Genomic DNA, 14128 nt, shown 5'->3' on the forward strand with positions numbered 1-14128 from the left:
CATGGCCGAGATCGTTGACATTTCACCCAAATAACGACAACCTTTAGACATATGGACGTCTAAACGTATAAACCAAAAACGCACATCATCGCGAATAAAACCGGTTGCAGGGAGAGGGTATGAGCTATACGCACGCAGGCCACATTGATGCACTTAATCAGAATATTGCCGACTTAGACGGTGATATTAACGTCTCATTTGAGTTTTTTCCGCCCAGCACGCCCAGTATGGAAGAAACCCTCTGGAATTCCGTGCATCGCCTCAAAGGGCTTAAACCTAAGTTTATGTCAGTGACTTATGGCGCCAATTCTGGTGAGCGTGATCGCACCCATGACATCGTGAAAAGTATTCATGATCAAACGGGGGTCGCGGCGGCGCCCCATCTAACCTGTATCGATGCCACTGAAGATGAGCTGCGCCATATTGCCCGTGACTACTGGCAAAATGGTATTCGTGACATTGTGGCTTTGCGCGGAGACTTACCGTCGCCGGAGAAAAAGCCGACTATGTATGCGGCTGACTTGGTGCGGTTGCTCAAAGAAGAACATGACTTTGATATTTCTGTCGCCGCTTATCCTGAAGTGCATCCGGAAGCGAAAAGTGCGCAAGCGGATCTCATTAATCTGAAACGGAAAGTCGATGCCGGTGCCAGTCGTGCCATTACCCAGTTTTTCTTTGATGTGGAAAGCTACCTACGTTTTCGTGACCGCTGTGTGGCGGCGGGGATTGATGTCGAGATTGTGCCGGGGATTTTGCCCGTCTCCAACTTTAAGCAAGCTTCTCGGTTTGCGCAAATGACGCATGTGCGTGTCCCACAGTGGATGCACAAACAGTATCAAGGTCTTGAGGATGACCCTGTGACCCGGCAGATGGTCGGTGCCTCGATTGCTATCGATATGGTGCGCGTGCTCAGCCGTGAAGGAGTAAAAGATTTTCATTTTTATACCCTCAATCGGGCCGAATTGACCTATGCACTTTGCCATACTTTGGGGGTTCGCCCATTGGCTGTCGCACCTTAGCTAAACCGCTAAACCGCTAAACCGCTAAACCGGTTTACCTTTAGCCAAAAAAAGCGCCCCGTTTCGTGGGGCGCCTAGGTTGCGAGTTGTGTTTATTGTTTTGATTAGGCGCTGGCGGCCAGCATCGTAAGCTCATCGCGCACTTCTTGCGCCCAGGCCATCCAAGCGCGACGTTGATGAATGCTGCGTCGTAATGCTAATCGCATGAGGCGTTGCTGTTGCGTTAATGATGTGGATTGACCGTAATCACGCTGCTCAAGCAGAGCATAATGATTAAGTAGTTGTTGTGATTCCGCAATCAAGTTATTGATATGCTCGAGCATCGGCGCGGGATCCAAGACCTCACAGCTGAGTAGGCGTGCGACGTACTCGTCGCGAGGCGGGGCCAGCTTAGGCGCTTGGATAAACCACGCCTCTAACACCTCGGTGCCGACAGGGGTGATGGCATAGACTTTTCTATCTGGTTTGCCGACTTGCGGCTCAAGTCGATAGGTCACAGCACCTCGCTCGGCGAGCTTAGTCAGTTCACGATATACCTGTTGATGGCTGGCTTTCCACACATTACTGATAGTGGTAGAAAACGCCTTGGTAATATCATAACCCGTGGCTTCGCAGTTGCTGAGTACCGTCAGTATGACATGGGGAAGTGACATCTTTTATATCCACATTTATTTATGACAATCGGTTCGCATGAGTCGCCTATCTCGGGCTATTTTACTGCACTCAATGCTTGTTCAAGGTCGGCAATGATGTCATCAATATGCTCAATGCCGATACAAAGACGGATCATTTCTGGGGTCACCCCGGCTTTCGCTTGCTCTTGCTCATTCAGTTGACGATGGGTGGTAGAGGCGGGATGGCAAGCAAGTGACTTAGCATCACCAATATTGACCAGGCGTTTAAATACATTCAGCGCATCATAAAACTGTACCCCCTCATCAAAGCCACCTTTTAAGCCGAAAGACAGCAGTGATGCGGGCAGTCCACCGCGGATAAGCGACTGGGCACGTTGGTAATGAGGATGATTTTGTTGACCGGCATAGTTCACCCATGCCACCGCTGGATGACTGGCAAGGTAATCCGCCACCGCTTTGGCATTCTCGCAGTGACGCTCCATACGCAGGCTCAAGGTTTCGAGACCTTGCATCAACATAAAGGCGTTCATCGGCGATAAGGCGGCGCCGCTGTTACGTAAAGGCACGGTACGCGCGCGGGCAATAAATGCCGCCGGACCAAAGGTATCGCTATAGACCACGCCGTGATACGCCGGCTCGGGCTGTGAAAATTGCGGGAAGCGGGCTTGATGTGCCACCCAATCAAAGGTGCCGCCATCAACGATCATACCGCCTAGGGTGGTGCCATGGCCGCCAATGTATTTGGTTAGCGAGTGCACCACGATATCGGCGCCATGTTCAATCGGTTTGCATAGCACGGGCGTCGCCACGGTATTGTCGACCACCAAAGGGACACCGTGCGCGTGGGCAACCTTGGCAAGACCGGGGATATCGGCAATATTGCCGGCCGGATTACCAACCGATTCGCAATACACCGCTTTGGTATTGGCATCAATCAGCGCTTCAATCGCACTGGCGTCGTCACTTTGGGCAAAACGTACCTCGATGCCTTGCTCAGGAAGCATGTGGGCAAATAGCGTATAGGTGCCGCCGTAAAGCTGTGGCGTGGCGACAATGTTATCACCGGCCTTGGCCAGGGTTTGGATTGCATAGGTAATTGCCGCGGCGCCAGCACTGACGCATAGGCCTGCGATACCGCCCTCTAATGCCGCCACACGTTGTTCTAATACATCGTTGGTGGGATTCATGATCCGCGAATAGATATTGCCCGGCACATCGAGGTTAAACAGATCAGCACCATGTTGGGCGTTATCAAACTCATAGGCGACGGTTTGATAGATGGGGGTAGCGACTGATTTGGTGGTCGGATCGGTCTGATAACCGTGATGAATCGAGAGGGTTTCGTCTTTCATGGCAATTCCTTTGCGTTTTCCTTTGCGTTGTTAAATCGCGTCACCGCGACCTTCCATAGTAATAATACTATCAATGTAACAGCAAGCCTTAGACGTGGCTATGGATAAAAAATCTCGCGTGTGCGTCGGTTTCTATTCGCTCGCTTGATACAAAAAAAAAGCCGCACCCGAGGGTACGGCTTGAGTCGATTAGCCAGTGTTACGCAGGCCTGCGGCAATGCCCGCGATGGAGATCATCAAGGCATCGTCAAGCGACTGATCGTCCTCTTCACATTGCCGTGTACGGTATAACAGCTCAGCTTGCAGCATATTCAGTGGCTCGACGTAAATATTACGTAAGCGAATCGCCTCAGCGCCCCATGGGTTTTGCTCCATCAGGTTATCGCTGTTTTCCACCGCCAAAATCACTTGAATGTCTTGGCGTAATTGATCGCGGAGTGATTCACCCAAAGGCCAGAGGCTTTCATCGACCAAACGCTGATCATAGTATTTGGCAATATCGAGGTTGGTTTTGGTAAACACCATCTCCAGCATGCCAAGCCGGGTGGAGAAGAATGGCCACTCACGACACATTTCTTCTAGCTGGGCTTTATGGCCTTTGGAAATGGCATGATCGATCGCTTGTCCAGCGCCCAGCCAAGCTGGAAGTAAGAGGCGATTTTGACTCCAGGCGAAAATCCAAGGAATTGCCCGTAAGCTCTCGACACCACCATTGGGGTTACGTTTGGAAGGGCGCGATCCCAGTGGCAATTTGCCTAACTCAAGCTCTGGTGTGGTGGAGCGGAAGTAAGGCACAAATTGCTCATGGCCGCGAACCACATCGCGATAGGCTTGGCAAGAAATGTCACTCAAGGTATCCATCAGCGCACGCCACTCTTGTTTGGGCTCTGGTGGCGGTAGCAGGTTAGCTTCTAAAATGGCGCTGGTGTAGAGGTTCAAACTGTTGACCGCGACATCGGGCAGCCCCAGTTTAAAGCGGATCATCTCGCCTTGTTCGGTCACACGGAGGCCACCTTTTAAACTACGAGGGGGCTGTGACAACAAGGCGGCATGGGCGGGCGCACCGCCACGGCCTACGGTGCCGCCACGGCCATGGAAGAGGGTTAAATCAACCCCTTGGTCATCGCATAAGTTGACCAGTGCTTCCATGGCGCGATATTGCGCCCAACCGGCTGCCATCACCCCGGCATCTTTAGCTGAGTCCGAATAGCCTATCATCACCATTTGGAAGTTCTGAGTAAAGCCACGGTACCAATCAATCGCCATGAGCTCGCCAATGACTGATTCCGCGTTGTTCAGGTCGTCCAAGGTTTCGAATAACGGGCACACATCCATGCGGAATGGGCAGCCGGCTTCTTGGAGTATCAAATGTACCGCCAGCACGTCCGAGGCGGTCCTCGCCATTGAAATCACATAGGCACCAAGCGCTTCACGCGGCTGCTGGGCAATCACCCGGCAGGTGTCGATCACCTCTTTGACGTCATCCGACGGGGTCCAATCACGGGGTAATAGCGGCCGTTTCGAGGACAATTCACGGATCAAGAAGGCTTGTTTGTCTTGCTCGCTCCATTGTGCGTAATCGCCCATCCCCAAATAGCGGGTCACTTCTGAGAGCACATCGGCATGACGAGTGCTTTCTTGGCGAATATCGAGCTTGATTAAGTGAACACCAAAACATTGCACGCAGCGAAGCAAATCAAGCAACTTACCGTCGGCAATAATGCCCATGCCGCATTGGTGGAGTGACTGATAACACGCCAGTAATGGCTGCCACAGCTGCTGGGTGTCGGTCAGAATGCCCTGTGATGACGTGCGTTCGCCTTTCAGCTTGGCATCTAAATAACTTAATGTGTGATTGAGCTGACTGCGCAGCGTTTTCAAGATCGCGCGATACGGTTCGTGCGCCTCGCCGGCCATCTCGCGCACGGTGTCATCACACTGAGTCATCGACAGTTCGCTGATCAGATCTTGCACATCACGCAAATACAGGTCGGCGGCTTTCCAGCGTGAAAGCAGCATCACTTCACGGGTGACCTCGCTGGTGACATACGGGTTGCCGTCGCGGTCACCGCCCATCCAAGAGGAAATTTGTACTGGCTTGGCATCAATGGGCAAGTTGATGTCTAAATGGCTCTCAAGCTGCTGATCGAATTGGCGTAAAAATGCGGGCACTGCTTGCCATAATGAATTTTCAATCACCGCGAAGCCCCACTTGGCCTCGTCGAGCGGTGTCGGGCGCTCTTGGCGAATCACATCGGTATGCCAGGCTTGTGCAATCAACTGTTCAAGGCGTTTCTCGGTTTTGGCTCGCTCGTCGGCGCCTAAATAGTCGCTCAGCTCGAGTTTGGATAAGCATTTATTGATTTGCACCAAGTTATGAATGGTGGTACGGCGCGCAATTTCAGTGGGGTGCGCGGTCAGGACTAACTCAATTTTTAAATCGGCGATCGCCTTCTGCGCGTCATTGGCATCAATCTCACCTTGGCTGACGCGTCGGAGCAGGTTATCAATCGCATCGGGGCTACACTCATGGGTGTCAGATTGGCGCGACACCGTATGGTATTGCTCAGCAATATTAGTCAGATTCAAAAATTGGCTAAAGGCGCGGGCGACCGGAAGCAGTTGGTCTGCGGGTAAGTTTTGCAGCACGGTTTTCAGCTTAGCATGATCATCCTGATTACCTGCTGCAGCCGATTTTGAGAGCTGACGAATTTCCTCAACTTTTTCTAAAAGTGCGGGGCCATGGGCATCTTCAATGGTGTTGCCCAGCAGATGGCCAAGCATACTGACGTTACTTTTTAAGGCAGAGTACTTTTCGTTCATAGCGTATCCATTCTGTAACAAAGTTACATCCTACTGTGACTGTAAAGACCCAATCTAGCGAATGTTGCGTGATCGGGTCAACTTAACCGCAAGTTAGCGCGAAAACTGGCTACCGGATTTGATGCTTATCATAGAGCCACCTCAAAAGATGAAAAAAAGTTTCAGCTTTCATGTTTGCTAGCTTCTAGAGGGTCTCTCCGCGCTCGTCATCGTGGGATTTTGTCGTAAATGACGACCGTGTTATTTGCATGGTTAGATAGAATTATTGCTCTAATATGAATAAATAGAGATTAAAAGTGATTTTTTACGCTTTTTGGGGTTGACGGGTAAACGGGAATGCGATAAAAAATAACCATTCACTATTTATGAATAAAAATATTTTCTAAGACGAGTCGACCATGATACTAGGTACCGCCAAACACAATATCCTTGCCCTTCGACGACGCTAGCCTGCTTTGCGTGGCTATCCGCTACGCCCTCGATACTCTGCTGCGCCGCAGCACGCCTTAAATATCCATAAAGAGAGACACCCATGACACTTAACACCATTATTGTCGGTGCCAGTGGCTACACAGGAGCCGAGCTTGTCGCCCTTGTCCATCGCCATCCGCAATTGCACTTGGCCGGTTTATATGTCTCGGCAGGCAGTGAAGACGCTAATCGTCCTGTGAGCGCGTTGCACGGGCAACTGCGTGGCGTGGTGGATATGCCACTGATGCCATTGTCCTCGCCACAGGATGTCGCCAAGCAAGCTGATGTGGTGTTTTTAGCCACCGCGCATGCGGTCAGTCATGAATTGGCGCCGGTTTTTCTGGCTCAAGGTTGCGTGGTGTTTGATTTGTCGGGGGCGTATCGGGTCAATCAAGCCGATTTTTATCCCGAACACTACGGTTTTGCGCACCAATCGCCGACATGGCTTGAGCAAGCCGTGTATGGATTGGCCGAGTGGCAGGGTGAGGCATTGCAAGCAGCGCAGCTAGTCGCCGTACCTGGGTGTTACCCCACCGCCAGTCAATTAGCGCTCAAACCTGTGCTGGATGCAGGCTTGTTGGATAAACAAATGTGGCCGGTGATTAATGCTACCAGCGGCGTGACGGGCGCGGGGCGCAAAGCGAGTCTGACCAACAGTTTTTGCGAAGTGAGCCTGCATGCCTACGGGGTGTTTTCTCATCGTCATCAGCCAGAGATTGCCGCACACCTAGATACGCCGGTGATTTTCACCCCGCACCTTGGCAGCTACAAGCGCGGCATTCTTGCCACCATTACCGCCAAATTAGCGCCAGGTGTTAGTGAGGCCGAGGTAGGGCAGGCACTCTCTCACGCCTATCAAGAGGCGCCTTTGGTACGGGTGCTTCCTACCGGTGAGGTGGCCAAGCTACACGCGGTGCAACATACCGGCTTTTGCGATATTGGCTATCAGGCCGCGCATGGGCATCTGATCCTTACCAGTGCGATTGATAATTTACTGAAAGGCGCGGCCAGCCAAGCCGTGCAGTGTTTAAACCTGAAGTTTGGCTTTGCCGAAACTACCGCGATTGTCTAGGAGAAACGGATGAAAACGCCATTAGTGATTAAATTAGGCGGTGCGGCACTGAGCTGCAGCGAGACCCTCGCCAAGGTTTTCGGCGCGATCAATACCTATCGCAGTGAGGCGGAGCGCCCGTTAGTGCTGGTGCATGGTGGCGGTTACTTGGTCGATGATCTGCTTAAAAATCTCAACCTCACCAGTGTGAAAAAACAAGGCTTACGGGTCACGCCCGCCGACCAGATTGATTATGTCACCGGTGCGTTGGCAGGGACAGCAAACAAGTTGCTGTTAGCCGAAGCGCGTAAGGCGAACATTAAAAGCTGTGGCTTGAGCTTGGCCGATGGTGGCCTGTGTCAGGTCAGCCAGTTGGATCCTGAGCTGGGTGCGGTGGGAGAAGCCAGCGCCGGCGATCCCAGCCTGCTGCAGGCGGTACTGGCCGCAGATTGTGTCCCCATTATTAGCTCGATTGGTATCAGTGACCAAGGTGAGCTGATGAACGTTAATGCCGACCAAGCAGCGGTCGCGGTGGCGACCACTCTCGGGGCGGAGCTAGTGCTGCTGTCAGATGTCAGTGGTGTGTTGGATGGCAAAGGCCATCTGCTGCCCTGTTTGACCGAGCTGGATGCGCAACACCTGATAGAAAAAGGCGTGATCACCGATGGCATGGTGGTCAAGGTCAACGCGGCGTTTGCCGCCGCCCGCGAACTGGGTAAACCGGTGGAGATTGCCACTTGGCGTTACCCAGAAAAACTCACCCAATTATTCGATGGCCAGCAAATCGGCACCCGGTTTAGCGCCAGTTAATAAGACGTATAACGACGCTACTCAAACCGTCGCATCATGATTTAAGGAGAGCAAGATGAGCAAAGTCAACAAAGTGGTACTGGCCTATTCGGGTGGATTGGATACCTCGGCCATCATTCCCTGGCTAAAAGAACACTATGACTGTGAAGTCGTCGCCTTTGTCGCCGACGTCGGTCAAGGCGAGCAAGAGCTCGAAGGCATTGAGCAAAAAGCGCTCGCTTCGGGGGCATCACAGTGTTTTATCGCCGATCTAAAACACGAAATGGTGGCGGATTATATTTATCCCAGCCTGAAAACCGGTGCGGTGTATGAAGGCAAGTACCTACTTGGCACCTCGATGGCGCGTCCTATCATTGCCAAAGCGCAGGTCGCGTGCGCCCTCGAGGTCGGCGCGGATGCGCTTTGCCACGGCTGTACCGGAAAGGGGAACGATCAAGTCCGTTTTGAGAGCACCTTCTCCGCGCTGGCGCCGCAGCTGAAAGTGATTGCGCCTTGGCGTGAGTGGGATCTCACCAGTCGTGAAGCCCTGCTCGATTACTTGGCCGCCCGTGATATTCCGTGCACGGCGAGCCTTGAGAAAATCTATTCACGTGATGCCAATGCTTGGCACGTCTCAACCGAAGGCGGCGTGTTAGAAGATACCTGGACGGCGGCCAACCAAGATTGCTGGGTATGGACTGTCGCGCCGGAAGAGGCGCCCAATACGCCCGAGTTTGTCACCTTGGGAGTACAAAGCGGGGAAGTGGTCTCGGTCGATGGTGAATCCATGTCGCCTTATGACGTGCTAACGCTATTGAATGACAAAGGTGCCGAACATGGCGTGGGACGGATTGATATCGTTGAGAACCGTTTGGTGGGGATGAAATCCCGCGGCTGCTACGAAACCCCGGGTGGCACCATCATCATGGAAGCACTGCGCGGCGTTGAACAATTGGTGCTGGATAAAGAGAGTTATCAGTTCCGTGAGGAACTCGGTTTAAAAGCCTCTCACCTGATTTATGATGGGCGTTGGTTTACGCCACTTTGTCAGTCGATTGTTGCCGCGGCCAATTCTCTCTCCGCGCCGGTAACGGGCGAGGTGGTAATCAAACTCTATAAAGGGCAAGCGACGGTGGTACAAAAGCGCTCGACCAATAGCTTGTACTCGGAAGACTTTGCCACTTTTGGTGATGATGACGTCTACGATCACAGCCACGCCGAAGGCTTTATCCGTTTGTATTCGCTGTCGAGCCGGATTCGGACACTGAACAAACAAAAACAATCCTAATTAAAAAAGCATCGTGAGCAGTAAGGAGAGACAGCATGGCATTATGGGGCGGACGCTTTAGTCAAGCAGCAGACAAACGGTTTCAAGCGTTTAATGATTCGCTGCGCTTTGACTATCGCTTAGCAGAGCAAGACATTGTGGGCTCCATTGCTTGGTCGAAAGCCTTGCGTTCAGTGGGCGTGCTGAGTGAAGACGAGCAACAGCAATTAGAGCTCGCACTTAACGAGCTCAAGTTGTCGGTGATGGAAAACCCTGAGCAGATCTTAAACTCGGAGGCTGAAGACATTCACAGCTGGGTTGAGCAGCAACTGATCGACAAAGTCGGGGATTTGGGCAAAAAGCTGCATACCGGACGCTCGCGCAACGATCAGGTGGCCACGGATCTCAAGCTGTGGTGTCGCCAGCAAGGCCAGCAAATCTTGCTGTCTCTCGATAAGCTTCAGCAGCAGCTGGTGGATGTGGCGGGTCAGCACCATGGTACCGTGCTGCCTGGCTACACCCACTTGCAGCGTGCACAACCTGTGACCTTTGCCCATTGGTGTCTGGCCTATCTGGAGATGTTTGAGCGCGATACCACCCGCTTGCAAGATGCGCTTAGTCGCTTGGATACCTGCCCTCTCGGATCGGGGGCGCTGGCAGGGACCGCGTATCCGATTGACCGTGATGCCTTGGCACAAAATCTGGGATTTAAACGGGCCACCCGTAATAGTTTGGATTCGGTCTCGGACCGCGATCATGTGATGGAGATGATGTCTGCTGCATCCATGTCGATGTTGCATCTGTCACGGATGGCCGAAGACATGATCTTCTATAACTCGGGCGAGTCCGGGTTTATCGAGCTGGCCGATACCGTCACCTCAGGCTCGTCGCTGATGCCACAGAAGAAAAACCCCGATGCGTTAGAACTGATACGTGGTCGAACGGGTCGGGTGTATGGTTCCTTGTCGGCAATGATGATGACAGTGAAAGCCTTGCCGCTGGCCTACAACAAGGACATGCAAGAAGACAAAGAAGGGCTATTCGATGCCATGGACACCTGGCATGACTGCTTAGACATGGCGGCCCTGTGCTTTGAAGGCATCACCATCCATAAAGACAAAACCTTGCAAGCGGCGCAGCAAGGTCATGCCAATGCGACCGAGCTGGCCGATTATTTGGTGAGCAAAGGGATCCCGTTCCGTGAAGCCCACCATATTGTTGGCGTGGCGGTGGTGTCAGCCATTGAGCAAGGGTGTGCGCTGGAAGCGCTGCCGCTAGAAACCTTGCAGCAATTCTCACCGGTGATTGAAGATGATGTGTATGCCATGCTCACGATTGAATCCTGCTTGGCCCAACGTCGGGCACTGGGAGGGGTGGCACCTGAGCAGGTCAGCTTTGCTATTCAAGAAGCGCAAAAGCGCTTGGATAAGCGCTTTACCCCCAAAGTCACGGTGCGCTCGGCGCGGCTCACCGATTTGGATACCATTGAAGGCATGGTGGTGTATTGGGCGAAATTGGGGGAGAACTTACCGCGCGACCGTCATGAATTAGTGCGTAGTATTGGCCTGTTTGCAGTATCTGAGCATCAAGGAGATTTGACCGGCTGCGGATCGCTGTATATTTACGACTCAGGGCTGGCAGAAATTCGCTCCTTAGGGGTTGAAGCGGGCTGGCAGCGCCAAGGACACGGCACGGCGTTGATGATGCACTTGATTAAAAAAGCCAAGCAAATGGCGATTGAGCAAGTCTTTGTCCTCACCCGGGTGCCCGAGTTTTTCACCCAGTTGGGCTTTACCTCAGTGTCGAAATCGCAATTGCCAGAGAAAGTGATGAAAGATTGTGAAATCTGTCCGCGCTTCCACGCCTGTGATGAAGTGGCTCTGACCTATAACATTGCGGGACCGGCGACGATCTCGACCTTCTCACATGCAGAGATTGAGTGAAAAAGTGTGGGGCGGCTTTAGGGCCGCTTTCTGTTGCGCCGAAACGGATAAATCAGCAAATGAAGCAGCAGCAGCGCGCTGGCACTGCCAGCGGCGAACAGTAATGCGATCGATTCAACTTGCCGTGGCGTGTCGGCATAGGCCCACCACCAAAACGGCCAAAGTATGGCAGAAATGACAGCAAGTTGGGTCATACAGCGCGTGCAGTGTCCTAACTTCTGCTTCCAAATGCCAGATTGACAATATTTATAAGCCATATGGGCTCTCTTGGTCAGTGAGGGCGATACGCCATTGTGGCGCAGTGAGTCGTTGGATACAAAAAAGCCCTCCACGAAGGAGGGCAAAAGGTAAGCAAGTGCTTGGGGAAGCAACAGGCATTGCCTGTAAAGCGCCGAGCGTTCGGCGAAAAGGACAGTGAATTAGCAGCCTGGGCCGCAATCCATGCAGTGTTTGATCATCTCTGGCCCGAGTTTGAGTTTGGCGTTGACATCACGCAGTGCGGTACGTACCCCTTCTTCAATCACTGGGTGATAAAAGGGCATATCCAACATTTGCGAAATGGTCATTTGGTTTTGGTGAGCCCAGGCGAGTAAGTGTGCTAAGTGCTCGGCGTTCGGCCCAATCATTTCTGCGCCCAAGAAACGCCCTGTGCCTTGCTCGGCATAAACATGCAATAAGCCTTTATTGCGTAGCATGACCCGTGAGCGACCTTGTCCCTCAAAGGAAACCACACCGATTTCAAAACAGCCACATGGGCCGAGACGATCGGTAATTGCTTTATAGCTTTCGCCCACCATCGCAATTTGTGGATCGGAGAAGACCGCGGATAGCTTGCTACGGCGCAGTCCCGCACGGATATCTTTGCCGCGCCCCGCGTTGTCACCGGCAATTCTGGCTTGGTCAGCCGCTTCGTGCAGTAGTGGAATTTGGTTGTTAGCATCACCGGCAATAAAAATATGCGCTGCGGTGGTTTGCAGGGTGTAGCTATCGGCTACTGGGACACCGCGTGCGTCCACTTTGATGCTCGTCGCGTCAAGGTTAAGTTTGTCGACATTGGGGCGACGACCGGTGGCGGCAACCACGTAATCAACCCAACGCAACTGGCTTTCGCCGTTTTTGTCGCGGTAACGGATTTGGACCTTATCACCTTCACGGATCATCTCTTCAACCTTGGCATCGGCATCGAGATAAAACTCCTCGCTGAAGGTTTTATCCGCATATGCCATGATATCTGGGTCGGTGAGTGGACCCACTTGGCCGCCGACGCCAAACATAGTCATCTCGACACCGAGGCGGTGTAACGCTTGACCCAGTTCAAGGCCAATCACGCCCGGACCAAACACGGCGACCGATTCAGGTAAGTCATCCCATTCGAAAATATCATCGTTAACCACCAAACGATCACCGAGGTGATTCCAGGCCTCGGGCCAGCTCGGACGCGAGCCGGTCGCAATCACAATGCGGTCAGCATGGATAGTGGTGTGATCGTCAACCATCAAGGTATGATCATCGACAAAACGTGCATAGCCATCGATTTTGTCTTGGGCGGGGATGTCGTCGACACTTTCCAATACAAAGCCGACAAAGCGATCACGCTCGCGTTTAACCCGATCCATTACCTCACGACCATTTATCTCGGTACTTCCGCCTGGGTAGACACCAAAACCGGGCGCTTTGTCGATATGGTGCGCCGCTTCGGCGGCCGCAATTAACAGTTTGGATGGCATGCAGCCAACACGTGCACAGGTGGTGCCATACGGGCCGCCTTCAATCATCACCACGCTATCTGTATGTGCTTTTGCCGCGCGATAGGCACCGAGTCCGGCGGTCCCGCCACCAATCACAGCCACATCAACCGTTAATGTCTTCATTGCTTTCTCCTGGGAAAATAACGGGCGGCAAGGCTGCCGCCCAAACAGCGGATTACTGGTTTAGGTAAGTGTCGAGCTCTTCGCTGCCACCGATGTGACGGCCACCGATAAATACTTGTGGCACCGTGGCACGGCCGGTGACTGCGCGCAAAGAGACCGTGGTGGCATCTTTACCGAGGATGATTTCTTCGAACTGAAGTCCTTCATCGATCAGTGCTTGTTTTGCTTTGGCACAGAATGGGCAGCCTGGCTTGCTAAACACGGTGATCGAATCTTGCAGTTTATGCTCAGGAGCAATATAGCCCAGCATGGTGTCGGCATCAGAGACCTTGAACGGGTCACCTGGTTCGTTTGGCTCAACAAACATTTTTTCGACCACGCCGTTTTTCACCAGCATGCTGTAGCGCCATGAGCGTTTGCCAAAGCCAAGATCATTTTTGTCGACCAGCATGTCCATGCCATCGGTAAATTCACCGTTACCATCAGGTAGTACATGGATGTTGTCAGCATCTTGGTCGGCTTTCCATGCGTTCATTACAAAGGTGTCATTGACCGAGACACAAACGATGTCATCAACGCCGTGTTGTTGAAAGACAGGGTACAGCTCGTTATAGCGTGGTAGATGCGAAGAAGAACACGTCGGGGTGAACGCGCCTGGCAGGCTGAACACAATGACGGTTTTGTTGGCAAAGATGTCATCGCTGGTCACGTCTTTCCACTGATCGCCTTCGCGAGTGCGGAAGGTTACTTGTGGTACTGGCTGGCCTTCTTTGGTTGCTGTCATGAATCGTTCCTTTTGTTTTCAATTAAAGTTGTTAAGCGAGAAGTGACTCGCTGTGTTTTGATGGGTCTAGTATTGCTAAATAAGATTGATAGTTCTAATCGCTTGATGCTATGGTTTTGATAG

The 14128-nt window shown here is 52.5% G+C and carries 11 protein-coding genes; 5 read left to right on the plus strand and 6 right to left on the minus strand.

The annotated features are described in order from the left end of the window. The first annotated feature begins 119 nt into the window (after window positions 1-119). A complete protein-coding gene (gene metF, locus BZG81_RS00915) occupies window positions 120-1019 on the plus strand; it encodes a methylenetetrahydrofolate reductase (RefSeq protein WP_025744244.1) in 900 nt (299 codons plus the stop codon). 104 nt (window positions 1020-1123) lie between these two features. On the opposite strand, the gene BZG81_RS00920 is transcribed toward metF, so the two are convergent. The 3 genes from BZG81_RS00920 to ppc all read right to left on the minus strand — a co-directional run bounded on the left by BZG81_RS00920 (window position 1124) and on the right by ppc (window position 5829). Continuing rightward, window positions 1124-1672, minus strand: coding sequence for a PadR family transcriptional regulator (locus BZG81_RS00920; protein ID WP_077660328.1), 549 nt, complete (start codon window positions 1670-1672; stop codon window positions 1124-1126). A gap of 56 nt (window positions 1673-1728) precedes the next feature. Next, on the minus strand, window positions 1729-3006 hold the full coding sequence (locus BZG81_RS00925; protein ID WP_077676550.1) for an O-acetylhomoserine aminocarboxypropyltransferase/cysteine synthase family protein: 1278 nt from the start codon (window positions 3004-3006) through the stop codon (window positions 1729-1731). A gap of 189 nt (window positions 3007-3195) precedes the next feature. After that, window positions 3196-5829: a phosphoenolpyruvate carboxylase gene (gene ppc / locus BZG81_RS00930; protein WP_077461540.1), complete on the minus strand. Its 2634-nt coding sequence runs from the start codon at window positions 5827-5829 to the stop codon at window positions 3196-3198. A gap of 532 nt (window positions 5830-6361) precedes the next feature. Here ppc and argC point away from each other — a divergent pair. Genes argC through argH form a run of 4 tightly spaced genes read left to right on the plus strand, consistent with a single transcriptional unit; the run spans window position 6362 to window position 11350 of the window. Next, on the plus strand, window positions 6362-7372 hold the full coding sequence (gene argC / locus BZG81_RS00935; protein WP_077676551.1) for an N-acetyl-gamma-glutamyl-phosphate reductase: 1011 nt from the start codon (window positions 6362-6364) through the stop codon (window positions 7370-7372). Window positions 7373-7381: 9 nt separating this feature from the next. After that, window positions 7382-8161 carry an acetylglutamate kinase gene (argB, locus tag BZG81_RS00940; RefSeq protein ID WP_077676552.1) on the plus strand — a complete coding sequence of 260 codons (780 nt, stop codon included), beginning with the start codon at window positions 7382-7384 and terminating at the stop codon, window positions 8159-8161. A gap of 55 nt (window positions 8162-8216) precedes the next feature. Further along, window positions 8217-9428 carry an argininosuccinate synthase gene (locus tag BZG81_RS00945; protein WP_077676553.1) on the plus strand — a complete coding sequence of 404 codons (1212 nt, stop codon included), beginning with the start codon at window positions 8217-8219 and terminating at the stop codon, window positions 9426-9428. 35 nt (window positions 9429-9463) lie between these two features. Next, window positions 9464-11350, plus strand: a complete 1887-nt coding sequence (gene argH / locus BZG81_RS00950) for an argininosuccinate lyase (RefSeq protein WP_077676554.1) — start codon at window positions 9464-9466, stop codon at window positions 11348-11350. A 17-nt stretch (window positions 11351-11367) separates the two neighbouring features. Here argH and BZG81_RS00955 read toward each other — a convergent pair whose 3' ends face one another. The 3 genes from BZG81_RS00955 to BZG81_RS00965 form a co-directional block, all read right to left on the minus strand. Beyond that, window positions 11368-11607 carry a DUF3624 domain-containing protein gene (locus BZG81_RS00955; protein WP_077676555.1) on the minus strand — a complete coding sequence of 80 codons (240 nt, stop codon included), beginning with the start codon at window positions 11605-11607 and terminating at the stop codon, window positions 11368-11370. A gap of 162 nt (window positions 11608-11769) precedes the next feature. Continuing rightward, window positions 11770-13221: a dihydrolipoyl dehydrogenase gene (locus tag BZG81_RS00960; RefSeq protein WP_077676556.1), complete on the minus strand. Its 1452-nt coding sequence runs from the start codon at window positions 13219-13221 to the stop codon at window positions 11770-11772. A gap of 52 nt (window positions 13222-13273) precedes the next feature. Then, on the minus strand, window positions 13274-14005 hold the full coding sequence (locus tag BZG81_RS00965) for a glutathione peroxidase (RefSeq protein WP_025744251.1): 732 nt from the start codon (window positions 14003-14005) through the stop codon (window positions 13274-13276). Window positions 14006-14128 lie beyond the last annotated feature (123 nt).

Source organism: Salinivibrio sp. MA607, assembly GCF_001996245.1.
Lineage (GTDB): Bacteria > Pseudomonadota > Gammaproteobacteria > Enterobacterales > Vibrionaceae > Salinivibrio > Salinivibrio costicola.

Bases quoted from the DNA above. Each gene is read 5' to 3' on its own strand.
- argB (WP_077676552.1), top strand. From the start codon at position 7,382: ATGAAAACGCCATTAGTGATTAAATTAGGCGGTGCGGCACTGAGCTGC.
- BZG81_RS00920 (WP_077660328.1), bottom strand. From the start codon at position 1,672: ATGTCACTTCCCCATGTCATACTGACGGTACTCAGCAACTGCGAAGCC.
- metF (WP_025744244.1), top strand. From the start codon at position 120: ATGAGCTATACGCACGCAGGCCACATTGATGCACTTAATCAGAATATT.
- BZG81_RS00925 (WP_077676550.1), bottom strand. From the start codon at position 3,006: ATGAAAGACGAAACCCTCTCGATTCATCACGGTTATCAGACCGATCCG.
- BZG81_RS00945 (WP_077676553.1), top strand. From the start codon at position 8,217: ATGAGCAAAGTCAACAAAGTGGTACTGGCCTATTCGGGTGGATTGGAT.
- BZG81_RS00955 (WP_077676555.1), bottom strand. From the start codon at position 11,607: ATGGCTTATAAATATTGTCAATCTGGCATTTGGAAGCAGAAGTTAGGA.
- BZG81_RS00965 (WP_025744251.1), bottom strand. From the start codon at position 14,005: ATGACAGCAACCAAAGAAGGCCAGCCAGTACCACAAGTAACCTTCCGC.
- ppc (WP_077461540.1), bottom strand. From the start codon at position 5,829: ATGAACGAAAAGTACTCTGCCTTAAAAAGTAACGTCAGTATGCTTGGC.
- argH (WP_077676554.1), top strand. From the start codon at position 9,464: ATGGCATTATGGGGCGGACGCTTTAGTCAAGCAGCAGACAAACGGTTT.
- BZG81_RS00960 (WP_077676556.1), bottom strand. From the start codon at position 13,221: ATGAAGACATTAACGGTTGATGTGGCTGTGATTGGTGGCGGGACCGCC.
- argC (WP_077676551.1), top strand. From the start codon at position 6,362: ATGACACTTAACACCATTATTGTCGGTGCCAGTGGCTACACAGGAGCC.